23 protein-coding genes are annotated in these 25842 nt (G+C 68.6%); 7 read left to right on the plus strand and 16 right to left on the minus strand.

Annotated elements, in window-relative coordinates; translation table 11 throughout:
* Window positions 1–3: 3 nt before the first annotated feature.
* From EO081_RS05090 to EO081_RS05110, 5 genes are all read right to left on the minus strand, one after another.
* Window positions 4–699: an endonuclease/exonuclease/phosphatase family protein gene (locus EO081_RS05090; RefSeq protein WP_129340804.1), complete on the minus strand. Its 696-nt coding sequence runs from the start codon at window positions 697–699 to the stop codon at window positions 4–6.
* A gap of 98 nt (window positions 700–797) precedes the next feature.
* Window positions 798–2159 carry a sensor histidine kinase gene (locus EO081_RS05095; RefSeq protein WP_240697542.1) on the minus strand — a complete coding sequence of 454 codons (1362 nt, stop codon included), beginning with the start codon at window positions 2157–2159 and terminating at the stop codon, window positions 798–800.
* Window positions 2156–2875 (minus strand): response regulator, encoded by a 720-nt coding sequence (locus EO081_RS05100; protein WP_129340805.1) that lies wholly within the window; start codon window positions 2873–2875, stop codon window positions 2156–2158. Before EO081_RS05100 ends, EO081_RS05095 begins: the two co-directional genes overlap by 4 nt.
* 83 nt (window positions 2876–2958) lie before the next feature.
* Window positions 2959–3492: an EF-hand domain-containing protein gene (locus tag EO081_RS05105; protein ID WP_129340806.1), complete on the minus strand. Its 534-nt coding sequence runs from the start codon at window positions 3490–3492 to the stop codon at window positions 2959–2961.
* Between the two features lie 121 nt (window positions 3493–3613).
* Window positions 3614–4309: a glutathione S-transferase N-terminal domain-containing protein gene (locus EO081_RS05110; RefSeq protein ID WP_129340807.1), complete on the minus strand. Its 696-nt coding sequence runs from the start codon at window positions 4307–4309 to the stop codon at window positions 3614–3616.
* Window positions 4310–4415: 106 nt separating this feature from the next.
* Between EO081_RS05110 and EO081_RS05115 the strand changes: the two genes are divergently transcribed.
* On the plus strand, window positions 4416–5519 hold the full coding sequence (locus EO081_RS05115; protein WP_129340808.1) for a phosphotransferase family protein: 1104 nt from the start codon (window positions 4416–4418) through the stop codon (window positions 5517–5519).
* Window positions 5520–5766: 247 nt separating this feature from the next.
* Here EO081_RS05115 and EO081_RS05120 read toward each other — a convergent pair whose 3' ends face one another.
* Window positions 5767–6636: an acyl-CoA thioesterase gene (locus EO081_RS05120; protein WP_129340809.1), complete on the minus strand. Its 870-nt coding sequence runs from the start codon at window positions 6634–6636 to the stop codon at window positions 5767–5769.
* Window positions 6637–6750: 114 nt separating this feature from the next.
* On the opposite strand from EO081_RS05120, the gene EO081_RS05125 reads away from it, so the two are divergent.
* The gene (locus tag EO081_RS05125; RefSeq protein WP_240697543.1) at window positions 6751–8499 is read left to right on the plus strand and encodes a class I adenylate-forming enzyme family protein; all 1749 of its coding nucleotides are present in this window, start codon (window positions 6751–6753) and stop codon (window positions 8497–8499) included.
* Between the two features lie 182 nt (window positions 8500–8681).
* Here EO081_RS05125 and EO081_RS05130 read toward each other — a convergent pair whose 3' ends face one another.
* The 4 genes from EO081_RS05130 to EO081_RS05145 form a co-directional block, all read right to left on the minus strand.
* Complete coding sequence (locus EO081_RS05130; protein WP_240697544.1) at window positions 8682–9926, minus strand: MFS transporter; 1245 nt, start codon at window positions 9924–9926, stop codon at window positions 8682–8684.
* A gap of 60 nt (window positions 9927–9986) precedes the next feature.
* Window positions 9987–10409 (minus strand): VOC family protein, encoded by a 423-nt coding sequence (locus tag EO081_RS05135; protein WP_129340810.1) that lies wholly within the window; start codon window positions 10407–10409, stop codon window positions 9987–9989.
* Window positions 10410–10474: 65 nt separating this feature from the next.
* The gene (locus EO081_RS05140) at window positions 10475–11185 is read right to left on the minus strand and encodes an HAD family hydrolase (RefSeq protein ID WP_129340811.1); all 711 of its coding nucleotides are present in this window, start codon (window positions 11183–11185) and stop codon (window positions 10475–10477) included.
* Window positions 11186–11194: 9 nt separating this feature from the next.
* A complete protein-coding gene (locus tag EO081_RS05145; RefSeq protein ID WP_129340812.1) occupies window positions 11195–12388 on the minus strand; it encodes a toxic anion resistance protein in 1194 nt (397 codons plus the stop codon).
* A 91-nt stretch (window positions 12389–12479) separates the two neighbouring features.
* Between EO081_RS05145 and EO081_RS05150 the strand changes: the two genes are divergently transcribed.
* The 4 genes from EO081_RS05150 to EO081_RS05165 all read left to right on the plus strand — a co-directional run bounded on the left by EO081_RS05150 (window position 12480) and on the right by EO081_RS05165 (window position 16358).
* Window positions 12480–13433 (plus strand): DUF2268 domain-containing putative Zn-dependent protease, encoded by a 954-nt coding sequence (locus EO081_RS05150; protein ID WP_129340813.1) that lies wholly within the window; start codon window positions 12480–12482, stop codon window positions 13431–13433.
* A gap of 81 nt (window positions 13434–13514) precedes the next feature.
* Window positions 13515–15353, plus strand: coding sequence for a translational GTPase TypA (typA, locus tag EO081_RS05155; RefSeq protein WP_129340814.1), 1839 nt, complete (start codon window positions 13515–13517; stop codon window positions 15351–15353).
* 203 nt (window positions 15354–15556) lie between these two features.
* Window positions 15557–15988, plus strand: a complete 432-nt coding sequence (locus EO081_RS05160) for a hypothetical protein (RefSeq protein ID WP_129340815.1) — start codon at window positions 15557–15559, stop codon at window positions 15986–15988.
* Between the two features lie 91 nt (window positions 15989–16079).
* Window positions 16080–16358 (plus strand): DUF3297 family protein, encoded by a 279-nt coding sequence (locus EO081_RS05165; RefSeq protein ID WP_129340816.1) that lies wholly within the window; start codon window positions 16080–16082, stop codon window positions 16356–16358.
* A gap of 39 nt (window positions 16359–16397) precedes the next feature.
* Here EO081_RS05165 and EO081_RS05170 read toward each other — a convergent pair whose 3' ends face one another.
* The 6 genes from EO081_RS05170 to ligA all read right to left on the minus strand — a co-directional run bounded on the left by EO081_RS05170 (window position 16398) and on the right by ligA (window position 24120).
* Window positions 16398–16703, minus strand: coding sequence for a transcriptional regulator (locus EO081_RS05170; RefSeq protein WP_129340817.1), 306 nt, complete (start codon window positions 16701–16703; stop codon window positions 16398–16400).
* Window positions 16700–17161, minus strand: a complete 462-nt coding sequence (locus tag EO081_RS05175) for a hypothetical protein (protein ID WP_129340818.1) — start codon at window positions 17159–17161, stop codon at window positions 16700–16702. The genes EO081_RS05170 and EO081_RS05175 overlap by 4 nt, the downstream gene beginning before the upstream one ends.
* A 74-nt stretch (window positions 17162–17235) precedes the next feature.
* The gene (locus tag EO081_RS05180; RefSeq protein WP_129340819.1) at window positions 17236–18039 is read right to left on the minus strand and encodes a LytR/AlgR family response regulator transcription factor; all 804 of its coding nucleotides are present in this window, start codon (window positions 18037–18039) and stop codon (window positions 17236–17238) included.
* Window positions 18036–19142 carry a sensor histidine kinase gene (locus EO081_RS05185; protein ID WP_129340820.1) on the minus strand — a complete coding sequence of 369 codons (1107 nt, stop codon included), beginning with the start codon at window positions 19140–19142 and terminating at the stop codon, window positions 18036–18038. The genes EO081_RS05180 and EO081_RS05185 overlap by 4 nt, the downstream gene beginning before the upstream one ends.
* A gap of 137 nt (window positions 19143–19279) precedes the next feature.
* The gene (locus EO081_RS05190; protein WP_129340821.1) at window positions 19280–21829 is read right to left on the minus strand and encodes a TonB-dependent receptor; all 2550 of its coding nucleotides are present in this window, start codon (window positions 21827–21829) and stop codon (window positions 19280–19282) included.
* A gap of 161 nt (window positions 21830–21990) precedes the next feature.
* The gene (gene ligA, locus EO081_RS05195) at window positions 21991–24120 is read right to left on the minus strand and encodes an NAD-dependent DNA ligase LigA (RefSeq protein ID WP_129340822.1); all 2130 of its coding nucleotides are present in this window, start codon (window positions 24118–24120) and stop codon (window positions 21991–21993) included.
* A 112-nt stretch (window positions 24121–24232) separates the two neighbouring features.
* Here ligA and EO081_RS05200 point away from each other — a divergent pair, with 112 nt between their 5' ends.
* Window positions 24233–25753, plus strand: a complete 1521-nt coding sequence (locus EO081_RS05200) for a fumarate hydratase (RefSeq protein WP_129340823.1) — start codon at window positions 24233–24235, stop codon at window positions 25751–25753.
* The last annotated feature ends 89 nt before the right edge of the window (window positions 25754–25842 follow it).

The following is a 25842-nucleotide window of genomic DNA, read 5'->3' on the forward strand; positions in this document are numbered from 1 at the left end:
CGCTTAGGCCCGCTCCACCACCGCCCAGATCGGCAGGTGGTCGGATGCGGTCCGCGCCGCCGCCGTGTCGTGGACGCCGGCATCCACGATCTTCAGTTCGGGCGAGGCCATGATCCGATCGAGCCTGCCCACCGGCCGACGCGCGTGGAAGCTCGGGCCCGTCGCCGCAAACCGATGGTGGCGTGCAAAGTCACGCAGGCAGCCCGACGCCGCGCTCCATTCGTTGAGATCCCCCATCAGCACCGTCGGCATCGTCCGCGCTGCGCTGTCGCAATGGCTCAGGATCGCGGCCGCCTGCTTGCGCCGCCACAGGCCGGACAGGTCCAGGTGCATGCCGACCGCGCGCAGCAGCATCCCGCCGATGCGCAGGTCGGCCGACACGGCGCCGCGCGGCTCCAGGGCGGGCAGCTCGATCCGCTCGCAATCCACCACTTGCGCCGACTTGCGGATCAGCAGCGCGTTGCCGTGCCATCCCATGCTGTGGGCGCGCGCCGCCACGGGGACGGCACGCCAGTCGGTATGCTCCTCCAGCATATGCTCGGGGATCACGCCCATGCGCTGGCCGAAGCGGCGGTCGCATTCCTGCAGGGCGATGACGTCGGCGTCGATCTCGCGCAGCACCTCCAGCGTGCGCTCCGGCCGGCGGCGCCGATCGGTGCCGAGGGCCTTGCGCATGTTGTAGCTCGCGATCTTGATCATCCGGGATGCCTGTGGGGAAAGCTCTGGAAGGACTGGGAAACAAGTGCGGGCGCGCCGAACTGGTTCCGCCACCGAAAGGATTCAGCTGTTCGGGCCGCTCATCCGCGCGGCAGGGTGATGGTGGCGAGCAGCCCGCCCCCGTCCCGATTTGCGAGCGCGATCTCGCCGCCGGCATCGCCGACGATCGCCTGTGCCAGGGCAAGGCCCAGGCCGATGCCGCCGGTCTCGCGGTTGCGCGACGTCTCCAGCCGGGTGAACGGCTGGAACACCCGGGCGATCTGGTCCGGCGGGATGCCCGGCCCGCGGTCGGCCACCTCGATGCGCACCCGCGCCGGATCGGCGACCAGCCGTACCTCCGCGCCACCCGCATATTTGACCGCATTCTCGATCAGGTTGCGGATCGCGCGCCGCATCAGGGTCGGGCGCAGGCGCAGCCTCTGGCGCTCCGCCTCCTCGAACGACACGTCGGCGCCCAGGTCGCGGAAGTCCTCGACCACCGCGTCCACCAGCGCCGCCAGGTCCACCTGCGTCTCGGGCTCGCTCGGACGGCCCAGCCGCGCAAGCGACAGGATGTCCTCCAGCGTGCGGTTCATCTCGTCGATGGTCTCCGCCATGCGCGCACGGTCCGCGTCGTCCTCGACCGATTCGATGCGGACGCGCAGCGCTGCCAGCGGCGTGCGCAGGTCGTGGCCGATCGCGCCCAGCATCCGGTCTTTTTCCTCCAGCATGCCGCTCACGCGCACGCTCATCCCGTTGAAGGCGGCGATCACGGCGCGCACGTCTCCAGGCCCGGATTCTTCGACGGTGTTGGCCGCCGATCCCGGACGATAGTCGTGCGCCGCCTGAGCCAGCGCGCGCAGCGGCTTGGAGATGCGGCGCCCGATCCACAGCACCGGCAGCAGCACGAAGCCGTAGAGGATCAGCGTCTGCGCCACGAGCTGCCACACCAGCCCCTGCTGGGTGTTCGGCCAGGGCGTCTCCAGCACCAGCCAGCCGTGGCCCGGGATTTCGGCCGCCACCTTCAGCGTGGCCCCGAAGCGCCGAAGCCGCTCGGCGTGCACCCGGTCCATCCTGCGCAGCACCGGGCTGTCCGGATCGACCAGGCGGATCTCCGTCTCGATCCGGCCTACCTGAAGCGCCGCGTCGGCAAAGGCGCTGCGCACCGCCGCCTCGAACTCGCCATCGCTCGGTTCCTGGTGGCTCAGCGGGTTGTCCGCCACCAGCCGCACGGCGCGTGGGCGGTCGCGATCGAGCCGGCGCGGGTCCACGGGCCTGCCGCCGCGCACGCGCTCCGCCGCGTCCACCATGCGCGTCACGGCGGGCACCGTCACCTGTGCGAACCGCACGGCCCGCCGCTCGCGCAGCAGCATCCCGAAGTTGATCGCCTGCGCCACGAACAGCGCGATGGCGACCAGCAGCGCGATCTGGCCGGAAAGGCTGCGGGGCCACAGCCGGGTCAAAGCCGGGTGACCTCGCTCGCCAGCGTATAGCCGCCGCCCCACACGGTCTTGATGATTTCGGGGTTCTTGGGGTCGGTCTCGATCTTCTTGCGCAGGCGGCTGATCTGGTTGTCGATCGCCCGATCGAACGCCGCGGCCTCACGACCCTGCGTCAGGTCGAGCAGCTGGTCGCGCGTCAGCACCTGGCGCGGCCGCGTCACCAGGGCGTGAAGCAGGTTGTACTCGCCCGTCGACAGGGGCACCGACACGCCCTCGCGGTCGACGAGACTGCGCTCACCGCTTTTCAGCACCCAGCCGGCAAAGGCGAAGGAGCCGCTTTCCGGCGCATGCTGGCGCACGCCACCGGCGGCCAGCCGCCGCAGCACCACCTTGATGCGCGCCGCCAGTTCGCGCGGCGAGAACGGCTTCACCACATAATCGTCCGCGCCCATCTCCAGCCCGACGATACGGTCGGTCTCCTCGGCGCGCGCCGTCAGCAGGATCACGGGCGTGTCGCTGGTCTCGCGGATGTGGCGGCACAGCGACAGCCCGTCCTCGCCCGGCATCATGATGTCGAGCACGATCAGGTCGATCGCATAGGCCGCCAGGCGCGCGCGCGCGCCCTCGGCGTCGCCCGCCTGGGTGACGCGAAAGCCCTGCTTGGTCAGATACTGGGCAAGCGGCTCGCGGATCGAACGTTCGTCATCGACCAGCAGCAGGTGGGGAATATCGGCCATGAACAGGGGACCTATCACACTCCCCGGCCGGCAACAGCCTGCGGGAGAGCGCCGGGCGGCGAAGCACCGCCCGGCGGGGAACGTCAGTCGTTTGCGCCTTCGGCGGCCGCCTGCGGCGCCGCACGGCCCGAGCGGGCCTTCATGCGCTCGCGCATCGCATTCTGCTCGGCGGCGTCGATGCGACCGTCGCGGTTGGCGTCCATCCGTTCGAAGCGCGTCGCCGCGGCGGCGCGGAACTCCTCGCGGCTGATCGCGCCGTCCTTGTTGGTGTCGACGCGGGCCAGCATGCGCTGCCCCATGCCGCCGGCCCTGTGCATGCCGGGCGCCGGCTTGCCGGCGGGAGCCTTGCCGTCCGCCGCGGCCGGGGCGCCGCCGCGACGATGCGGCGGGCGCATCTCGGTCGCGTCAACCTTGCCGTCCTTGTTCTGGTCCATGCGCGCGAACTGGAGGTCGGCGGCGGCCATCGCCTCGTCGCGGGTGACCACGCCATCCTTGTTGGTGTCGATCATCGTCATCAGGCCGGCGCGACGCGGCGCCGGGCTGCCCTGCGGTTCCGCCTGGGCGACGCCGGTCAGCATGGTGGCGCCCAACGCTGCCGCAACAACGAACTTCTTCATGGCAAAAGCCTCTGCATTGCTTGCCGGGGCAGAATGCCGCGGCGACGGTCCGTTATCTGGGCCCGGCCTGTCGCACCGGTATGTCGCGCGACCCGAAAACTGTCGCAAATTGTCTCGTCGCTCAGTCCCGCTTCGCCGTCTGGCCGAACAGGTTGCGACGCGCCTCCTCCGTCATCTCGCCACCGCTCGCATTCACCTGTTCGCCAAGGGCATAGGCGCGCTCGGTCGCGGGGCGCGTGCGGATCGCCTCGAACCAGCGCCGGACGTTGGGGAAGTCTGCCAGATCCTGGCCCTGCGCCTCATGCGGCACGACCCAAGGATAGGCGGCCATGTCGGCGATCGAATAGTCGCCGGCGATAAACGGGCGCCCTTCCAGCCGCCGGTCAAGAACACCGTACAAGCGGTTGGTTTCCTTGACATAGCGCTCGATCGCGTAGGGGATCTTCTCGGGCGCGTAGCGATTGAAGTGATGGTTCTGGCCCAGCATCGGGCCCAGGCCGCCCATCTGCCACATCAGCCACTGCGTCTGTTCGACGCGCGTGCGCAGGTCCGGGCCCAGGAAGCGGCCGGTCTTCTCGGCCAGGTAGAGCAGGATCGCCCCGGATTCGAAGATGCTGATCGGCTCGCCGCCGTCCGCCGGTTCGTCATCGACGATCGCGGGCATGCGGTTGTTGGGCGCGATCTTCAGGAAGTCGGGCGCGAACTGCTCGCCCTTGCCGATGTTCACCGGGTGGACGGTGTAGGGGAGGCCGGTCTCCTCCAGGAACAGCGTGATCTTGTGGCCGTTCGGGGTCGGCCAATAGTGGAGATGGATCATCGGCAGGGCTCCTTGTTTCGGCGAGGAGACATGGGCTGGCCGGTCGGCACGCGCAAGGCGAGGGAACGCGCCGGGGGCGGCGCGCGTATCAGTCCCAGGCGCGGCGATGACGGTCACGCAAGGCAGAGGGGGAGAGCGCGATGGCGAACGGCAGCCCGGCAACAGGGGCGCAGCGCCCATCCTCGTGCTCCTGCCGGCCGAGGCGCGCATGACCACCCGCGACACCTCGCAGATGCTCGGGACCCGCCCGGCCGACGATCTCGACGGCGCCGCGCTCGCACGGTGGATGCGGCAGGCGATCGACGGGTTCGAAGGGCCGCTCGCCTATGTCCGCTTCGCCGGAGGGCGCCGCAACCGCACCTATCGCATCGACACGCCCGAGCGCGCCTATGTGCTCCGCCGCCGCCCGTCCGATCCGCAGGGACCGGCGGTCCGGCCGCTCGATCGCGAATTCCGGCTGCTTCAGGCCTTGCAGCCGACCGGCTTCCCCGCCCCGCGTCCGCTCGCGCTCTGCACCGACGCCTCGGTGCTCGGCGACCCTTTCTACGTGATGCAGCTGGTGGAGGGCCGCACCCTCTGGGACGAGACGATACCCGGCATGACGCCGGCCCATCGCCGGGAACATTTCGACGCCTGGATCGACGCGCTCGCAGCGCTCCATGCGATCGAACCGGCGCCGCTCGCACTCGACGCCATCGGCTTCACCGAATGCCAGCTCGACCGCAAGCTGCGCCATTGGACCGCCAGGCCGGCCGCTCGCGCGACGCCCGAACTCGCCCGCATCGCCGACTGGCTCCTCCGTGCCCTTCCGGACCATGCGCCGCCCGCGATCGTCCACGGCGACTTCCGCCTCCAAAACCTCCTCTTCTCGCAGGAGGGTGTGGACGTCGCCGCGGTGCTCGACTGGGACCAGGCCGGCCTCGGCGACCCGCGCATCGACCTCGCCTATGTGCTCGCGCGCTGGGTGAGCGGCACGGAACTCCATCCCGCCCTGGACGAACTCGCCGGCCCCGAGAGCGGCATCCCCTCGGCAGACGCGATGGTGGCGCGCTACTGCCGGGCGAGCGGCCGCGACGCAGGCGCAGCCCTCGACTGGCACCTCGCCTACACGCTCTTCCGCCTCGCGCTTCTGGAGCAGGAAGAGGCACCGGCCCACAGCGCGACGCTGGCCGCCACCGCCTGGACCTACGCCCGGCGCGCCGGCGCCTAGGTGCCGCCCAGGCCGACGTCACAAACCGTACCCAGCCGAGGCCGCGCCCCAATTCGCAAGGCGGCAGTGATGTCGGCCGCTTCCACCGTAATCCTGCGCAGGCAGGAGCCCAGGGTTCCGAGCACCGCAAGTCGTTGGTCAGCTTGGCCCTCGATTCCCGCCTGCGCAGGAATAGGGGTGGGGCCAAAGGACGGCCCCTGTTTCGCAGGAGCCCGCCCATCCTCGCACCGCCTCCGGCCAGCCGACCTCACCCCCGCTTGCGGATCAGCCCTTCCTGCGCGACGCTCGCCACCAGTCGCCCGTCGCGCGTGAAGATGCGCCCGCGGTTGAACCCACGCCCGTTGCCCGCCCAGGGGCTGTCGGTCGTGTAGAGCAGCCAATCGTCGAACCGGAACGGCTCGTGCAGCCACAGCGCGTGGTCCAGGCTTGCGGTCTGCATGCGCGGGTCGCCCAGCCGTACCGAGTGCGGCATCATCGACGTGCCGAGCAGCAGCATGTCGCTGGCATAGGCGAGCACCGCCCGGTGCAGCGTGGGATCCCCGGGCAGGGGAGCGACCGTCCGGAACCAGCTGTGCTGCGCCGGCGGCCGCGGCTCGGAGCGCAGCCAGTCCCCCGGTGCCACCGGCCGCATCTCGATCGGCCGCGGCTGGGCGAGGAACTTGCGCACCGGATCCGACAGCTCGCCCGCCATCTCCGCCTGCACTTGCGCTTCGGATCCCAGCGCTTCGGGCGGCGGCACGTCCGGCATCGCGTCCTGGTGGTGCAGCCCTTCCTCCTGATGCTGGAACGAGGCGGCGAGCACCAGGATCGGCTGCCCGCCCTGCAGCGCCATCACGCGCCGCGTCGCGAAGCTTCGCCCGTCGAAGTCGCGGGTCACTCGGAACAGGATCGGATGCTCGGCATCGCCTGCGCGCATGAAATAGGCGTGAAGCGAATGGGCGATCTTGTCGTCGACGGAGCGCTGCGCCGCCTGGAGCGCCTGGCCGATCACCTGGCCGCCGAACACCCGCCCGCGCCCGCCGGGCAGCCGCGCGCCCCGGTACAGGTCCGTGTCCAGTTCCTCCAGGTCGAGCAGCGCGGTCAGCGTCTCGACCAGCCGTTCCGGGGTGTGCGTCATGGGAATAGTCGTTCCTTCGATCCGATCGCACCAATAGGCACATGCTTTACGTATTCGGCAAGCACTTATCCGCCCGGCTTGACGGCGCCGGCTGCCGGCGCTTGAAGCCGCGCGGTGTCCACGCACCAACCGATCGAACCGCCGCCGGGCTCCGCCTGGCCCGCCTGCACCCTTGCGGAGGCGACCGCGCGGCTCACCGCACCCGGCGAGCGGTACGAGATGGAGACGGTCGCGATCCGCGGCGTGCCGACCCGCACCTGGAAGCACGCGCCGCGCAGCCTCGCCGCGCTTGCCCAGTCGTCCTGCGCGCATGGCGATCGCCTGTTCCTGGTCCACGAGGACGAACGCGTCACCTTCGAGGCGAGCTATCGAGCGGTCGCTACGCTCGCCGCAGCCCTCGCCGCGCGCGGCATCGTTAAGGGCGACCGGGTGGCGATCGCGATGCGCAACCGCCCGCAATGGCCGATCGCGCTGATGGCGATCGCGAGCCTGGGCGCCATCGCGGTGCCGCTCAACGCCTGGTGGACCGGCGGCGAACTCGCCTTCGCGCTCGCCGACACCGGCGCCCGCCTGCTGATCGCCGACGCCCGCCGCCACGAACGGCTGCTCGACCATTATGCGGATTTGCCGGCGCTGGAGGCGGTGCTCGTCTCCGGCTGGCGCGAGAAGGCGGGCGGTGACGCCGAGGCCCTGGAGGCGCTGATCGGGAGCCCGAATGATTGGGCACGGCTACCCGAAGTCCCGTTCCCCGAGGCGGAGGTCGCCCCCGACGATCCCGTCACCATCTTCTACACCAGCGGCACCACCGGCGGCCCCAAGGGTGCGGTCGGCACCCACCGCAACCTGATGAGCAACATCCTCTCCTCCGCCTTCGTCTCCGCCCGCACGCTGCTGCGGCGCGGGGCGCCGCTGCCGGAGCGCTCCCAGCCGCAGACGGTGCTGCTGCCGATCCCGCTCTTTCACGTCACCGCGTGCAGCGCCTTCCTGATGATCGCCCTCGCGACCGGCGGCGCGGTCGTGCTGATGCGCAAATGGGATGCCGCCGCCGCCATGGCGCTGATCGAGCGGGAACGGATCGAGGCGATCGGCGGGGTCCCCGCCATCGCCTGGCAGCTGCTCGAGCACCCCGACCGTTCTGCGCACGATCTCTCCTCGCTCGTCCGCATCGCCTATGGCGGCGCGCCGGCCGCGCCCGAACTCGCCCGCCGCATCCACGCGGAATTCGGCGCCATGCCCAGCAACGGCTGGGGCATGACCGAGACCATGGCCACGGTCGCCAGCAATGCGGCGGAGGACTATCTCGCCCGCCCCACCAGCTGCGGCCCGCCGGTCGCGACCGCCGACCTCAAGATCCTCTCGCCGGACACGGGCGAGCGGGTCCCGCAGGGGGAGGTGGGCGAACTCTGGGCACGTGGGCCGATGGTGGTGCAGGGCTATTGGAACCGCCCGCAGGAAACCGCCGCCGGCTTCGTGGATGGCTGGGTCCGCACCGGCGACCTCGCGCGCATCGATGCCGAAGGCTTCTGCCACATCGTCGATCGCCTGAAGGACGTGGTGATCCGCGGCGGCGAGAACATCTATGCGGCCGAGGTGGAGGACGTGCTCTACGCCCATCCTTCCGTCACCGACTGCGCCCTGGTCGGCATCCGCCACCGCACGCTCGGCGAACAGCCGGCGGCCGTCGTCCATCTCGCGCCGGGGACACACGCCGACGAGGCCGAGCTGCAGGCCTGGGTTCGCGCGCGCCTCGCCGCCTTCAAGGTGCCGGTCGCGATCCGCTTCGTCGAGGCCACGCTGCCCCGCAACGCCAACGGCAAGATCCTGAAGCGGGCGCTGCGAGAGATGTTCGCCCCCGAGCCCTGACCTCACCCGTGCTCCTTACAGGGCAGAAGCCCAGGGCCACGAACGCTGGCGCAGCGGGCCCGGCTGCCGCAATCCCGTACCCCGGCGAAGGTCGGTGCCCAGTCGGGATGGCCTCAGCCGGCTCCCACAACCGCCGGCCCACTCTGGCTGGACCCGGCCTCCGCCGGGGTGCCGTTCCGTCGCTACGCAGCCACCCGGCTCGACCGCGCCAGCGACGCCAGCACCCAGAACCCCGCCAGCGTCAGCACCGCGGTCAGCGCGGCGAGTGCATGCCATCCGCCATGCTCCCAGAACCAGCCGCCCAGCGTTCCCGTCACGCTCGACCCGACATAGTAGAACAGCAGGTACAGCGACGCCGCATGCCCCTTCGCCCCCTGCGCGACCCGTCCGACCCACCCACTCGCCACCGAATGGCCGATAAAGAAGCCGATCGTCAGCAACGTGATGCCGGCCACGATCCACACCAGGCTCGCCGACAGGGTCAGCGCGATCCCGGCGAGCAGCAGCGCCAGCCCGACGGCCAGCGTGCGCGCACGGCCATGCCGGTCCGCGAGCCGCCCCGCACTGGAGGAGGCGACCATCCCGAGCGCATAGGTCAGGAAGATCATGCTGCTCGCGGTCTGGCCCAGGTGATAGGGCGCTGCTGCCAGCCGGAAGCCGGCATAGTTGAACAGCGCCACGAAGACGCTCATCAGCAGGAAGGCGAGGGTGAACAGGCGCAGCAGCCGGGGGTCGCGCAGATGTGCCCGCCACGTCCGAAGGTGGAAGCCGAGGTCGAAGCCCCGCACCACCGCGAAGTTGCGCGACGCCGGCAACAGCAGCGCAAAGCCCACCGCCGCCGCCAGGTCGAGTGCTCCCAGCAGCCCCATCGCCCCGCGCCAGCTGGTGAGGTCCGTCGCCAGCCCCATGCCGACGCGCCCCATCATCCCGCCAAACGCGGTACCCGCGACATAGAGGCCCATGGCGCGCCCCAGGTGCGCCGGATCAATCTCCTCGGCCAGATAGGCCATCGCCACCGCCGGCACGCCGCCCAGCACCAGCCCCTCCAGCGCGCGCGCCGCGAGCAGCAGCGCGAAGCTCGGCGTCAGGGCGGCAACGAGGTTGAGCACCGCTGCCCCCGCCATCGACGCGAACATCAGCCCGCGCCTGGGCACCATCTGCGAAAAGGCACCCGCCACGAAGATCGCCAGCGCAAGAAGTCCGGTGGTCAGCGACAGCGCCAGCGAGGCAACGCCCGGCGCCACGCGGAAATCGCGCGCGAACTCCGGCAGCAGCGGCTGCACGCAGTAGATCAGCGAAAAGGTGGCGAACCCGGCCAGGAACAGCGCCAGGCTGATGCGGCGGTAGGCGCGCGTCCCATATGCCGTCCATTGCGGCTGGCGGGGCGGGTCGGTGTCGGGCGCTTCCAGAAGAACGGTATCGGTCACGCCCCGCCATGTGGGCAGGCCTGGCCCCTCTGTCCAATCCCGCCTGCGGATCAGCCGCTCTCAGCCCGCGTACGGATCATAGCTGCCAAAGGTCCAGACGTTCCCCTCTGGATCGCGCGCGCTGTAGCTGCGGCCGCCATAGGGCTGGTCCTGGGGCGGCAGGAAAATTTCGGCACCCGCGGCGGCGGCGGTCGCGGCATGGCCGTCGACGTCGTCCACCACCAGGTAGAGCGACTGGGTCACGCAGCCCGCCTCGGCAGCGGTGCGCATGCCCGCCGCCTGTGCAAAGGGCGTGTCGATCGCTGAGGACACCATGATCATCTGCCCCGCCCAGACCAGCTCGGCATGGTCGATCCGGGAGGGCGTGGCCGCATCGCTGTAGACGGCATAGCGCACGAAGCCAAAGGCCGCGCACAGGAAGTCGATCGCATGCGGCGCATCGGCGTAGCGCAGCACCGGGATCACGGCAGGACGCACCGTCATGGCCCATCTCCTCGAACGCGAGCGTAGGCCCGCCTCGGCGGCGATGCTACGCCTCTACCGGCCTGCTACGCCAGCGTCTCGTCGTCGCGATATTTGATCTGGAGGTAGCGGTTGCGGGTCGCCAGGCTGTCCAGGTCCCCCTGCGCCAGCTGGCGGCTCATGTCGGCGATCTCTTCGTCGATCAGCTTCAGCCCCTCGACCAGCTGGTCGTCCGGGGTGCGCCCGTTGCGCTCCACCCGGCGCAGCGGCTCGGGCACGCGCTGGTAGCCGCGCACCAGTTCGGGCAGCTGTTCGCCCACCAGCTTGCGCACCTCGGCCGCCGCGGGTTCGCGCTCGTCGAGCGCCCCCAGCTGCTGGCTGAGCGTATCGAGCCGCACGCCGATCGAGTCGGTGAGCGTACGTGCCGGCGCGGGCAGGGCGGGGCGCTGCGTCTCCAGCCAGCGCTCGGTCTGCTGCGGCAGCGCCTTCAGCGGCGCGGTCGCGAACGTCTCCGGCGTCGCCGCCGGTACGACCGGGAAGATCGCGAACAGCGCGGTGGCGGCGATCAGCAGAGCCATCACCAGCATCGCGCCACCGATCCCCAGCGGCACGAACCAGCCGACCACCAGCGCCCCGATCAGGATCGCGAGGTCGGCCGCGGCGATGCGGCCCAGCCGCCGCAGCACCTCGGCTTCCCGCCTGCGCTTCACGCGCTGCGCGCCGCCGCGATAGCGATCACGCGCGCGCTCCAGCACTTCGGTCGAACGGGCGATCTGGTGGTCGACTTCGCTCTGCATGGCGGTTCCTTACAGCGCCTCGAGCTTGAAGGTCTCGCCGCCGCCGCCGGCGTTCTGCGCGGCGCCCTCGGCCCGGGCGATATAGCCCTTCGACCGCTCGACTTCGTTCGACAGCGTGTTGACCGTGGTCTTCATGCTGTCGAGCGCCTTGAGCTTGAACACGTCGATCGCGTCCATCGTGTCATAGATGTTCTGGAACGCGCGCTGCAGCGTCTCGACCGGGATGGTGGAGGCCGCCGCCTGCTCGTGGATCTGCGCGGTTTGCGACTTGAGCAGCTTGCCGGTCGAATCGATGATGTTCGCGGTCGTGGTGTTGAGCGCGGTGATCTGCTCCAGCACCAGCTTCTGGTTGGTGAGCGCCTGCGCCACCGTCACCGCCGTGCGCAGCGCGCCGACCGTGGTGGTGGAGGCGCGGTCGACGCCCTTCACCAGCTCGACATTGTTCTTCTTGACCAGGTCGAGGGCCAGATAGCCCTGCACCGTCACCGCCATCTGCGTCAGCAGATCCTGGGTACGCTGCCGCACATAGAACAACGCGGTCTCGCGGATCGCCTTGGCCTTGGCAGGATCGGTGTGGTCCAGGTCGTTGGCCCGGTCCTCCAGCTTGCGATCCATCTCCTTGGAGAGATAGATCATTTGCTCCAGCCGGCCCATCGCCGCCCACAGGTTCTGCCGCTCCACGTCGATCGCGGCATTATCCATCAGCAGCTCGTCCTTGCCCGACTGCAGGCTCTTCAGGATCTGCGCGATGTGCGTCTGCGAGCTTTTGTAGCTGTCGAAGTAATCGCGCATCTTGTTGCCGAACGGCAGGATGCCGAACAGCTTCTTGGGCGCCATCAGATTGCCCTGCTTGCCGGGGTCGAGGTCCTCGATCGTGCGGCGCAGCTGGGCGAGGTCGGCACCGACGCCGCTCTCGCGGTCCATCGCCTTCACCGGCCGATCGAGGAAGCGGTTCGATTGGCCCGCGGCCTCGCGGATCTCGCGCGCGCCCATGTTGGTGATCGCGTCGACCCGCTTGCCGAACTCCGGCGAGTTCACGTCCTGCGCGATCAGGTCCTCGATGAAGCTGTCGACGCGGGTCTCCAGCTCCGACTTCTTCTTGTCGTCCACCGGCACCAGCCCGGCAGCCTTGGCAGGCGTAACGGCGGGCACGGGATCCGGCGCTTCGAGTTTCAGCTCCTGTTCCGCCACCTGCGTCGCCATATCGTCTCCTGTGCTTGGTCCCTTGAGGATAGTTGCTTGCCGCGGCCGTGCAAGTGTATCAGCCAAATAACACGCAGTGCAGGGGGGTAGGTTGCTGAAGTTGCTGATCGGGGCCGCGCTTGCGCTGGGCCAAGTGGAAGTTCCGCCGCCTGCCGTTGACCCGCTGACGGTGGAAATCGAGACCGGCGACGCCGATCGCTTCGCGGCGTTGCTCGCGCGCACGGAGGGCCCGCTGACGGCCGAGCAGATCCAGCGTGACTATCTGGATGGCGCCAGCGACGGGGTGCGGGTGTTCACGCCGGGCCGTATCCGGGATGCCGCGCATCTGGCGCGCACCGTCGCCGCTAAGCGCGGCCTCTATACCGAGGCGGTTCGGGAATGCCTGCCGGTCGTCAAAGGTACGACGCCGGAGCTTCGCGCCACCTATCTCGCGCTGAGTGCCCTGTTTCCGGGCCGGTCACTCCCACGCATCTACCTGGTGGTGGGGGCGGACAACTCCGGTGGAACCGCAGCGCCTGGCATGCAGGTGCTCGGGCTGGAGACGCTGTGCAGGATTGCAGGCAATCCCGAGGCGTTGCGCGCGGTGCTCCGGCAATTCTATGCGCACGAGACCGTCCATGCGCTGCAGCGGGACGGCGGCGAGCCCTCGCCTGGCGGACCGCTGCTGCGCTCCGTGCTGGCCGAGGGCGCTGCCGACTTCATCGCCGCGCTGGCGACCGGGACCGAGATGGACCCCAAGCGCGCGGCCTGGGGCAGCGCCCGCGAAGCGGCGCTCTGGCAGATGCTCAAGGCCGACCTGGCGACCACCGCCGACACCAAGGGCGATCCGGCGCGCGGCTCGCCCGCGGAGGTCGCGATGCATCGTTGGGTCGGAAACTACAGCAGCGCGCCCGAGGGCTGGCCGGGCGAGGCCGGATATTGGATGGGACAGCGCATCTGGGAGCGCTGGTATGCACGCCAGCCCGACAAGCGCCGCGCGCTGGAAGAGATGTTGACGATTTCCGATCCGCTGGCCGTGCTGCAAGGCGGGCGCTTCGTCGAATGACCTTTCCGCGGCGCACGAAATAAGCTAAGGGCCGCGCCGAAACCGCCCGCGCACTGCGTCGGCCACTTTCCGGGAAATTGAATGAGCCTGCGCAACATCGCCATCATCGCGCACGTCGATCATGGCAAAACCACCCTTGTCGACCAGCTGTTCCGCCAGTCGGGCACCTTCCGCGACAACCAGCGCGTGGAAGAGCGCGCGATGGACTCGAACGACCTCGAGAAGGAGCGCGGGATCACCATTCTCGCCAAGCCGACCTCGGTCGAGTGGGCGCCTCCGGGCGGCGGCGAGCCGGTGCGCATCAACATCGTCGACACGCCCGGCCACGCCGACTTCGGCGGCGAGGTGGAGCGCATCCTCTCGATGGTCGACGGCGTGATCCTGCTGGTCGACTCGTCGGAAGGCGCGATGCCGCAGACGAAGTTCGTGACCGGCAAGGCGCTGAAGCTCGGCCTCAAGCCGATCGTCGTCGTCAACAAGATCGACCGTTCGGACAGCCGCGTGCAGGAAGTGCTGGACGAGGTGTTCGACCTGTTCGTCTCGCTCGACGCGACCGACGAGCAGCTCGACTTCCCGGTGCTCTACGCGTCGGGCCGCAACGGCTATGCTTCGGACAACCCCGATGCGCGCGAAGGCACGCTGATCCCGCTGTTCGAGAAGATCGTCAGCCACGTGCCGGCGCCGAACCTCGACGTCGACGCGCCGTTCAGCTTCCTGGTGACGCTGCTCGACCGCGACAACTTCCTGGGCCGTATCCTCACCGGCCGCGTCCAGTCGGGCACGGTGAAGCTCAACCAGCCGATCCACGCGCTCGACATGGCGGGCAACGTGATCGAGACGGGCCGCGCCTCCAAGATCATGACCTTCCAGGGTCTGGAGCGCGTGCCGACCGAAGAGGCCAAGGCAGGCGATATCATCTCGCTCGCGGGCCTCACCGTCGCGACCGTGTCGAACACCATCGCCGATCCGTCGGTGACCGAGGCGATCCAGGCGCAGCCGATCGATCCGCCGACGCTGTCGATGCGCTTCGCCGTCAACGACTCGCCGCTGGCGGGCCGTGAGGGTTCGAAGGTGACCAGCCGCATGATCCGCGACCGCCTGGAGCGCGAGGCCGAGTCCAACGTCGCCATCAAGGTCACCGAGAGCGAGGACCGCGACAGCTTCGAAGTCGCCGGCCGCGGCGAGCTTCAGCTGGGCGTGCTGATCGAGACGATGCGCCGCGAGGGCTTCGAGCTCGGCATCAGCCGTCCCCGCGTGCTGTTCGGCACCGACGAGAACGGCGCCAAGACCGAGCCGTACGAGACGGTGGTGATCGACGTGGACGACGAGTTCTCGGGAACGGTCGTCGACAAGATGAACCAGCGCAAGGCCGAGATGACGGACATGCGTCCGTCGGGTGGCGGCAAGACCCGCATCACCTTCTCGGCACCGTCGCGCGGCCTGATCGGCTACCATGGCGAGTTCCTGTCGGACACCCGCGGCACCGGCATCATGAACCGCCTGTTCGAGCGCTATGGTCCGTTCAAGGGCCAGATCGAGGGCCGCAAGAACGGCGTGCTGATCTCGAACGGCGCCGGCGAGGCCCAAGGCTATGCACTCGGCCCGCTCGAGGACCGCGGCATCCTGTTCGTCGGCCACGGCGAGACCCTCTACGAGGGCATGATCATCGGCGAGAACGCCAAGACGGATGACCTCGAGGTCAACCCGATGAAGGCGAAGCAGCTGACGAACTTCCGCGCCTCGGGCGGCAAGGACGACGCGATCCGCCTGACCCCGCCGAAGAAGATGACGCTGGAGCAGGCGATCGCCTACATCGACGACGACGAGATGGTCGAGGTCACGCCCAAGAACATCCGCCTGCGCAAGCGCCACCTGGACCCGCACGAGCGCAAGCGCGCCTCGCGCGCCAAGGCGGCCTGATCCGGGCCTAGCCTTCGCGATCTGCGAACCAACGCAAGAGGCGTCGGATGCACCCGCATCCGGCGCCTTTTTGCTGACCGACTAAACCCTGGCTGAACAACGGGTTACCCCCCGGTTCAGCGCGCCCGCGCTACTGCCTGGCTGTCGTGCCCATTGCGTGATGTCCGTCACGCCCGGCGCGAGGAGAGAGGAGGAGTTCGGAGATGAAATCCTTGTTGAAGAAGGCCGGGCTGGGCATCGCGCTCGCCGCCACCGCGCTGACCGCGTCGGCGCCTGCGGAAGCCCAGCGCTACCGCGGCGGCTATTACCCGCACGGCGGCTACCACGGCTACTATCCCGGCTATCGAGGCTACCGCGGGCGCAGCTCGGCCGGTCCGGCGATCGCGGCAGGCGTCGTCGGAGTGGTGCTGGGCGCAGCGCTCGCATCCAGCGCCAACGACCGCCGGTACCGCGATCGCTACTACCGCGACCGCGGCTACGCCTATGACTATGACGATCGCTACTATCGTCAGCGGGGCTATTATCCGGCCGACGGCTATTACGCCTATCGCTATCGCGATCACCGCCAGTGCTGGGACGAGCAACGCTTCGATCCGTACGACGGCTATCCGGTGCGCGTGCGCGTCTGCAACTGACGCTGCCACCACCGGAGGGCGGCGCGGGCAGGGGCCACGCGCCGCCCTTTTTTTGTTGGCGCGGACGCGGTTTTGCGCCATGCGGCCGCCCATGAGCGATACACCCCCCGACCACCTTTCGATCAACCCGCGCAGCCCGCATTTCGACCGCGAGGCGCTGGAACGCGGCGTCGGCATCCGCTTCAAGGGCGTGGAGCGCCGCGACGTCGAGGAATATTCGATCTCCGAAGGCTGGATCCGCGTGGGCCTGGGCAAGAAGGTCGATCGCCATGGCCAGCCGCTCACTATCAAGCTGGTCGGCCCGGTCGAGGCCTGGTTCCAGACCGGCACCGATGACGAAGCCGCGGCCGACGAAGCCGAGCAGGGCTGACCGTCCGACCCTGGGCGCGCGGGTCGCTATGCCCGCGCGTTACTCCGCCGCCTCGGCCATGACGGCCAGGCGTGTGAGTGCGGCCACATGCGTTCGAAACGCCTGCTTGCCCGCCGTCGTCAGCCCCAGCCAGGTTCGTTGCCGCCCCCCCATGCTGGCCTTGCGCAGCCGGACATAGCCTGCCGCATCCAGCTGCGCCGCGTGCTTGGACAGCACGGATTCGCTGATGCCGATGGCTTCCCGGATGCGGGCGAACTCCACCTCCTCCGCCTCGATCAGCAGCGCGCAGACCTGCAGGCGCACTGGGGCGTTCAGCACCGCATCATAGCCCGGGATCGCGCTCACAGCGGCGCCGCCAGTTCTTCGCGCCAGATGCGATCGAAGCGCCGGCTGGCGAGCGTCGCCACGACCCCGCCGACTACCCCCAGCGGCAGCGGCGCCCAGACGATGCCCAGGCGGAAGCGGAGCACGACGCCAGCTATCAGCATGCCCAACATCAGCACCGCGAATGCGACCACCGTCCGCCGGGTGCGGCCGGCGCGATAGCCGTTCACCGAAAGCCCGGTGCGCCGCTTCCACGTCCGGAACAGCAGCGCCATGCCGAGAATGCTCACCGCCACCCCGATCGAAATCAGATGCTCGGGAAGCGCATAGCTGGCGATCAGGGCCCCGGTAGCGAGACCGTACAGGGGCGCGTACCAGCTCGTGCCAAGATCGCCGGCGGCCATGCGGGAGCGGGCGCGATTGGTGGCGGCAAGTGCCAGCGCAGCGCTGGCGGGATCAGGCGAATCAGGGTGCGGCATGAGCGTGTCTCCACTTTCCAACGTGGAAAGTGACGAACACTTTCCACATCGTCAAGTGACGCCGCGCGCCTGCCTCAGTGGACGAAGCGCGCCACTACGTCGCGATAGCTGCGGCTCACCTTCACCTGCGCGCCGGAGTCGAGCACCAGGAAGCACTCGCCGTTGGTGTGCGGCTTCACCTGCTTCACCAGGTCCAGGTTGACGATGGTCGAGCGGTGGACGCGCTGGAACCGCCGCGGGTCGAGCCGCTTCTCCAGGTCCTTCATCGTCTCGCGCAGGATCAGCGTGTTGTCGCCGGTGTAGATGCACATGTAATCGCCCGCCGCGTCGATGCGCTCGATCGTGTCGACGTCCACGCGGAAGATCTGCCCGCGATCCTTGATGTTGATGAGCTTCTCGAACCGGTTGGCGTTGTGGGCGCCGTCGCTGCCGTCCGACAGCGTCTCGGCGGCTTCGGGTGCAACCTCGGCCAGCACTTCCTTCAGCCGGTCGACCTCGGCCTGGCCGCGCTTTTCGTTCAGGCGCTGGCGCACGCGGTCGAGCGTGTCGGCCAGGCGCGAGTCGTCCACCGGCTTCATCAGATAGTCGACCGCCTGCGCCTCGAACGCGCGCAGCGCGTGGTCGGAATAGGCGGTCACGAACACCACCAGCGGCGGCTCGACTTCCATCAGCCCCTGGACGACCGAGAAGCCGTCAAAGCCGGGCATCTGGATGTCGAGAAACACGAGGTCGGGCTTGTGGGTCTTGATCGAGCGGATGGCCTCGCGGCCATTGACGCACTTGTCGACGATCTCGACGTCCTCATGCGCCTGCAGGCGCAGTTCCAGCCCCTGGATGGCCAGCGGCTCGTCGTCGACTAGGATGGTACGGATGGTCATGCAGCCTCTCGCGTGCGTTCCTCGACCTGGAACGGAATTTCGATCTCGACGCTGAACCCGCTGCCCGGAATCGACCGCGTGTCGAGGCGATGGTCTTCACCATATGCCTGCGCCAGTCGCTCTCGGATGTTTGCCAGTCCCACGCCGGTCGATAAGGTCGGCCTGCGCGACGCTTCGTTCAAGCCCGGGCCGGTGTCCGAAACGCCAATCTGCACCCGTTCCCCGGCGAGCCGAGCCGTGACCGCGATCTCGGCACCCTCTTCCTTGGGGGTGACTGCGTACTTGATGGCGTTTTCGACCAGCGGCTGCAGCAGCAGCGAGGGCAGCCGGGCGTTCGCCACCCGCGGGTCGATGTCGAACCGCGTCTGCAACCGCTCCTCGAAGCGCATCTTCTCGATGTCGAGGTACAGCTTCAGCGTCTCCACCTCCTGCGCCAGCGTCACATGCGCGGTCGGCTCGTTGGCGAGCGTGTAGCGTAGGAACGAGGACAGCCGCGACAGCATGATGTTGGCGCGCTCGGTGTGCTTGAGCAGCACCAGCGTCGAGATCGAGTTGAGCGTGTTGAACAGGAAGTGCGGGTTCAGCTGGTAGCGCAGCATCGCCAGCTGTGCCGAGGAGGCCTGGTTCTCCAGCGCCTGCATGGTGCGGGTCTGCTGCTCGACGATGAGGTAGAAGTTGATGCCGAAATAGAGCGCCGACCAGCCGGCGAGCACCGTGAAGGTCAGGAAGATCAGCGCTGGCAGCAGCGACAGGTCCAGCCCGGGGGTCGCGGTCGTCGCGCGGAACAGGGAGAAGGTGTACGCCTCGATCACCGCGTACAGCAGCGTCGCGGCGAACAGCGTCACCAGTGTCGCGATGACGGCCCAGACCCGCGGCAGCCGCCGATAGCTTCCGTAGAGCACCGACATCAGCAGCGTGAGGCAATAGCCGACGATCGACTCCACGATGACGGCCAGCACCACCTTCGCGGTCGGCGCGTTGAACACGCTGGAGACGGTGCGCAGCAGCAGATAGCCGCTCCATCCCGCCGCCTGCAGGATCCAGAAGGCGCGGCTCTTCTCTTCGAAGAACGGGCGCGAGAACAGGGAAGACACGGCAGCCATCGTGCCGCCGCCTTACTGCGGGTCTACTTCGCGGGGAAGGGGCAGGGCGGCCACACACCCGCGCCGAAAAGCAAAACCGCCGCTCCCCGGGTGGGGAGCGGCGGCCTGCTTGCGGTCCGGTTTCCCGGGCGTTCGGATCAGAACTCGAAGTGGATCGAGCCGATGAACGTGCGCGGTGCGCCGAAGTTGAGGCGCGGGTTGTTCGAGAACGCGGTCTGGGTGCTCAGGTTGCCGAAATAGCGCTCCTTGAGCAGGTTGGTCGCGTTGAACTGGAAGAAGGTACGCTCCAGCCCCGCGAAGCCCAGGTCGAGGCGCGCGTCGAGGTTGACGAGCGTGTACCCGGCGACCTTGAGGTCGTTCACGTCGGTGACCCAGCGATCGCCCGTGTGCTTGGCTTCCACGCCGACCGACACCGGGCCACCCTCGGCCTGGATGCGGCCGCCATACTGCCACTTCGGCGTCTCGACCGTGAACTTGCCTTCGGTGGCTGCGATCACGGCACCGCTGATCGGGTTGATCGCGTTGTCCTGCAGTTCGGAGTCGATGTACGAACCGAACGCATAGAGCGACAGGAAGCGCGTCGGACGAATGCCGAAGCTCGCGTCCACGCCGCCGCTCTTCACCGCGCCGACGTTGCGGTCGATGCTGATGGTGCCGCCACCCTCGAGCTCCTGGATCGAGCTGATGATGCGGTTCTTGTAGTAGACGTACCACCCGGCGACCTGCGCCTGGATGATGCCCGAGTTGTAGCGCAGGCCCAGGTCGAACGAGTCGGTCCGCTCCGGCTGCACTTCATCCGCCGGGCGGATCGTCACGTCGTCGTACGAATAGAGGTTGTCGGTCTTGGGAACCGAGAAGCCCTTCGAGTAGCTGGCGAAGACGCTGAGGTTGTTCACCAGCTCGTAGGTGAGGCCGACGTTCGGCAGCAGCGCGTCATACTTCTTGATGCGGTGCTCGTACGGCGCGCCAAAGCCTGCGGTGTTCGGGTTCGCTGCGACCGACTCCGGCGACTGCGAGGTGCAGTAGGCGTCGCTCGAGTTGCCCGGGATCGTGTAGCAATAGTTGCTCAGGTTGCGGCGGAAGAACGGTGCGCGAACGCCGAGCGCGACGTTCAGGCGGTCGTCGAAGAACTTGCCGCGGTATTCGCCCGACACCTGGTGCAGGATCGCGTAGGAGAGGCGGTTGCGCTTGTTGAGCACGTTGCCGGCAGCGTCGACGATCGCATAGTCGCCTTCGCCGTCGAGCGCGCTGAACACGTCGAACGGCTGGCCCGCTTCCGTCAGGCGGCTCGCCTCGCCTGTCTGGCGGTGACGTGCGCGGTCCCAGGTATAGGCGATGCGGACGAGGTTGTTGTCGTCCAGGTCATAGCGCAGGCCTGCGATCGCGGTGAAGCGCTGGGTGCGGGTGTTGGACGGCCAGTAGACGCGCACCAGATCGCTCAGGTCGCCGTCGCCGTTCAGGTCTGCACCGGCGGCGATGCCCGCACCGACGCGGCCGAACTGCTGATTGTACTGGTTGCGGCCATTCGCCGCGGCATCGCTCTCGGCGAACACGGTCGAGCCGCCGCCGTTCGCACGCGTGAAGCTGTACGCACCGTCGAAGGTGAAGGTCAGCTTCTCGTTCAGGGTGAGGCGCGAGTTGAGGCGGACGTTGCCCGTGTTGGACGGGTTGATCGCCGTGTACCGCGAGTTGAAGCAGTTGCCCGTGGTGTCGTCCTGACGGCCCGGGCCGCCGTTCGCAGCCGGGCGCTCGCAGACGTCGCTGTAGAGGAACGACGTCGAGGTGTCGTTGAACAGAGTGTCGTACTGGCCCTTGCTCAGGTCGAGCTTGAACGGTGCGTCCGGCGACACCGCCGCCGCCGCCGGAATCACGCTCTCGCCCAGCACGTTCCGCATGTTTGCGGTCGTCGGGTTGCTGTACGAGCTGTTGCGGTTCTGGTTGTAGTGCGCCGCCAGCGACACGAAGTCGCCGTTGTTGCCGATCGGCTGATAGATCTTGCCGTTGTACTGCTGCTTGTCGATGCGGCCGTACCCGCGGAACTGGTCGTACGTGTCCTTGCTCGCCGACAGCCAGGCCTTGGTGCCCGACGCGGTCAGCGTGCCGGTGTTCAGCATCACGAAGGCGCGGTTGCGGTCAAAGGTGCCGTGCGAGAAGACGGCCATCGCGCCCAGCTCGTCGCGCGGCTCAAGCGAACGATAGTTGACGGTACCGCCCGAAGCGCTCGCGGTCGGCGAGTCGACGTCGGTCGCGCCGAAGTTCACGTTGACCTGCTCGATCAGCTCGGGGTCGAGCTGCTGGTTCGAATAGATCGAGTAGTTGCCCGAATCGTTCAGCGGAATGCCGTCGAAGGTCAGCGAGACGCGGTCGCCGCTGAACCCGCGGATGCGCAGGTTGCCGCCCGACGAGCCGTACGGATCGCTGTTGGTGAAGCTCACGCCCGGGACGAGGTTGATCGTGTCCAGGATGGTCTGGCCCGGCGCGCGGCGCTCGATCAGCTCCTGGGTGATGACGGCACGCGCCTTGGGCGTGTCGGGCGTCTGCACGCCATTGATGCTGCGCTCCCCGCGCGCACCGGTGACGACGATGTCCTCGCCCTCCGCGTCGACCGTACCGGTCGACTGCGCCATTGCGGCAGCCGGAATGACCAGCGCGGCAAAAGCCACGCCTGCAAAAAGCTTCGTACGCATGTGTTCCCCTATCGTGAGCGGATGCTCAGATGCGGTGCCCGTTCACCGTCTGGCCGCCCCGTGGGCGATTCATATGTCGACTTTGTGACAATCAGGGGAGGGGGAACTAAAAGCTTTTTGCTGCGTTGCACAAACGCCACACCGGGAGTTCTGTCCGGAAATTAGGCTGCTGCCGTAACTATTTGCGCCCATTCCTGTTCGTTAACCACCCTGACGCCCAGTTCGGCTGCCTTCTTGAGCTTGGAGCCGGCATTCGCACCTGCGACGACCAGGCCGGTTTTTGCGGAAACCGATCCCGCGACCCGTGCACCCAGTGCCTCTGCCTGGGCCTTTGCCTCGTCGCGCGACATCGTTTCCAGGGTGCCGGTGAAGACCACGGTGAGACCAGTCACCTCCGACTCGCGAACCTCGGGGACAAACGCAGGCGGGCTGACTTCGCCCAGCAAGTCCGCCCACAGCGCGCGATTGTGGGGCTCGGCGAAGAAGTCGGCGAGCGCATGGCCCACCGCCGCGCCGACGTTCTCGACGCCGATGTGCTCGGCGATCGCCTTGTCGACGCGCGCCTGGAACTTCTGGTCGGTCTCGCCGACCACCGGCGCCATGCCCTGGCGCAGGGCGATGATCTCGTCCGCTAGCGTCTGGATCGCGGGCAGGGTGGCATAGCGCTTGAGCAGGTCCCGCGCCGTCACGATGCCGATGTGGCGGATGCCGAGGCCGAACAGCAGCCGCACCGGATCCGGCGCACGCTTCGCCTCGATCGCGGCCAGCAGGTTGTCGACCGAAATGTCGGCCCAGCGCTCGCGGGCGAGGATGTCGGCGCGGCGGTCCTTCAGGCGAAAGATGTCGGCCGGCGAATGCAGCAGCCCGTCGCGCACAAAGGCCTCGATCGTGGTCGCGCCCAGCCCTTCGATGTCGAGTGCGCCGCGGCTGGCGAAATGCTTGAACCGCTCCACGCGCTGCGCCGGGCAGATCAGCCCGCCGGTGCAGCGGATATCGACCTCGCCTTCTTCGGCCACCGCATCCGATCCGCACTCCGGACAATGGGTCGGGAACGCCCAAGGCTCCCGCGCCACGTCGCGCGTCAGATTGTCGACGATCTGCGGGATCACGTCGCCGGCGCGCTGCAGCACCACCCGGTCGCCGGGGCGCACGCCCAGCCGCGCGATCTCGTCGGCGTTGTGCAGCGTCGCGTTGGTGACGACCACGCCGCCGACCGTCACCGCCTCCAGCCGCGCGACCGGCGTCAGCTTGCCGGTGCGCCCGACCTGGATGTCGATCCGCTCCAGCGTCGTCTGCGCGCGCTCGGCGGGGAACTTGTGCGCCAGCGCCCAGCGCGGGGCGCGGCCGACCTGGCCCAGCCGCGCCTGCCAGTCGAGCCGGTCGACCTTGTAGACGACGCCGTCGATATCGAACGGCAGGTCCGCACGCTGCGCCTCGATCGCGCGGTAGATGCCGAGCGCGTCCTCCAGCGTCGGAGTCAGCGCGAAGCTGTCGGCGACCGGGAAGCCCCAGCCGGCGATCGCCGCCACCACGGCCGCCTGGGTCTCGCCCGGCAGGCTGCTGGTCTCGCCCCAGCCGTGCATCAGGAAGCGCAAGGGGCGGGTGGCGGTGACGCCCGCATCCTTCTGCCGCAGCGATCCGGCGGCGGCGTTGCGCGGGTTGGCGAACTGGCGCGCCTTGGCAGGGTCGGTCGCCTCGGCGAGCAGCCGCGCGTTGAGCGCCGCGAACGCCGACTTTTCCATGTATACCTCGCCGCGCACCTCGAAGAGGTCGGGCGCCGCGTCAGGCAGCGTCTCGGGAATGTCGGCGATGGTGCGGACGTTGGCGGTCACATCCTCGCCCACCGCGCCGTCGCCGCGGGTGAGCGCGCGCACCAGCCGGCGGTTCTCGTAGCGCAGCGAGCAGGAGAGGCCGTCGATTTTGGGCTCGGCGGTCAGCGCCACCGGCGCATCGACACCCAGCGCCAGGAACCGCCGCACCCGGCCCAGAAAGTCCGCCACCTCCTCGTCGCTGAAGGCATTGTCGAGGCTCAGCATCGGCCGCGCATGCGCCACCTTGGCCAGGTGGCCGGTCGGCGCCGCACCTACCTGACGCGCCGCCGAGTCGCTCAGCACCAGATGCGGAAAGGCCGCCTCGATCGCCGCGTTCCGGCGGACCAGCGCGTCATAGTCCGCGTCGCTGATCTCGGGCGCATCGGCGTTGTGATAGAGCTCGTTGTGGCGCGCGATCTCGGCGGAAAGCGCGGCGAGTTCCTGGGCGGCGTCCTGGTCGGTCTGGGGCAGCGGGTCCATGCCCGGTCGGTATCACGGACGCCGCCGCGATCAAGGCGCGCGCGCCGGTGCGAACGCGGTTTTCCCAGCCGCGCTCGTGTTGCATAGGGGCGCAAACCACCATGGACCCGCAATGACCACCATCATCACCGAAGCCGACCTGATCGAAAGCGTCGCCGACGCCCTCCAGTTCATCAGCTACTACCACCCAATGGATTACATCCGCGCGCTGGGCCAGGCCTATGAGGCCGAGCAGAGCCCGGCGGCCAAGGACGCCATCGCGCAGATCCTGACCAACAGCCGCATGTGCGCGGAGGGGCATCGCCCGATTTGCCAGGATACCGGCATCGTCACCGTTTTCGTGAAATGGGGCCAGGACTGCCGCCTCCAGTCGGACCGCTCGCTGCAGGAAGTCGTCGATGAGGGCGTGCGCCGTGCCTATCTCCACCCGGAGAACAAGCTGCGCGCCTCAATCCTGGCGGACCCGGCTTTCACCCGCCGCAACACCCGCGACAATACGCCGAGCGTGATGCACGTCGAGATGGTGCCGGGGAACACGGTTTCGGTTGACGTCGCGGCCAAGGGCGGCGGCTCGGAGAACAAGACCAAGTTCAAGATGATGAACCCCAGCGACTCGATCGTCGACTGGGTTCTGGAGATGGTGCCGCAGATGGGCGCCGGCTGGTGCCCGCCCGGCATGCTCGGCATCGGCATCGGCGGCACTGCGGAAAAGGCGATGCTGCTCGCCAAGGAATCGCTGATGGGCGCGATCGACATGGCGCAGTTGAAGCAGCGCGGCCCCCAGAACGACATCGAGGCGCTGCGCATCGAGCTGTTCGACAAGGTCAACGCGCTCGGCATCGGCGCGCAGGGGCTGGGTGGTCTCTCGACCATCCTCGACATCAAGATCCTCGACTGGCCGACCCATGCCGCGTCCAAGCCGGTCGCGATGATCCCCAACTGCGCCGCCACGCGCCACGCGCACTTCACCCTCGACGGTTCGGGGCCGGTCTATCTGGAAGCGCCCAAGCTCGACGAATGGCCCAAGGTCGAGTGGAAGCCCTCGGCCGAGGCCAAGCGCGTCGACCTCGACACGCTCACGCCTGAGGTGGTGCAGTCGTGGAAGCACGGCGATCGCCTGCTCCTGAACGGCAAGATGCTCACCGGCCGCGACGCCGCGCACAAGCGCATCGCCGACATGCTCGCCCGCGGCGAGCAGCTGCCCGTCGAGTTCAAGGGTCGGGTGATCTACTATGTCGGTCCGGTCGATCCGGTCGGTGAGGAAGTGGTCGGCCCCGCCGGTCCCACCACCGCCACCCGCATGGACAAGTTCACCCGCATGATGCTCGACCAAGGCCTGCTCGCAATGGTCGGCAAGGCCGAGCGCGGCCCGGCCGCGACCGATGCGATCAAGGACCACAAGAGCGCCTATCTGATGGCGGTCGGCGGTGCGGCCTATCTCGTCGCCCGCGCGATCAAGGGCTCCAAGGTCGTCGGCTTCGAGGACCTCGGCATGGAGGCGATCTACGAGTTCGAGGTGCAGGACTTCCCCGTCACCGTCGCGGTGGATGCCGAGGGGCAGAACGTCCACACGCTCGCGCCGCTGGTGTGGCGCGAGAAGATCGCCAAGGAGCGCCTGCTCGAGAACGCCTGACTTCGGTCAGGCGTTCGGAGACCGCATCGCCCCAACCGCAACCCGTACCCCGGCGGAGGCCGGGGCCCAGGGCCCAGGGCCCAGGGCCA

The organism is Sphingomonas desiccabilis, from assembly GCF_004135605.1.
GTDB lineage: Bacteria > Pseudomonadota > Alphaproteobacteria > Sphingomonadales > Sphingomonadaceae > Sphingomonas > Sphingomonas desiccabilis.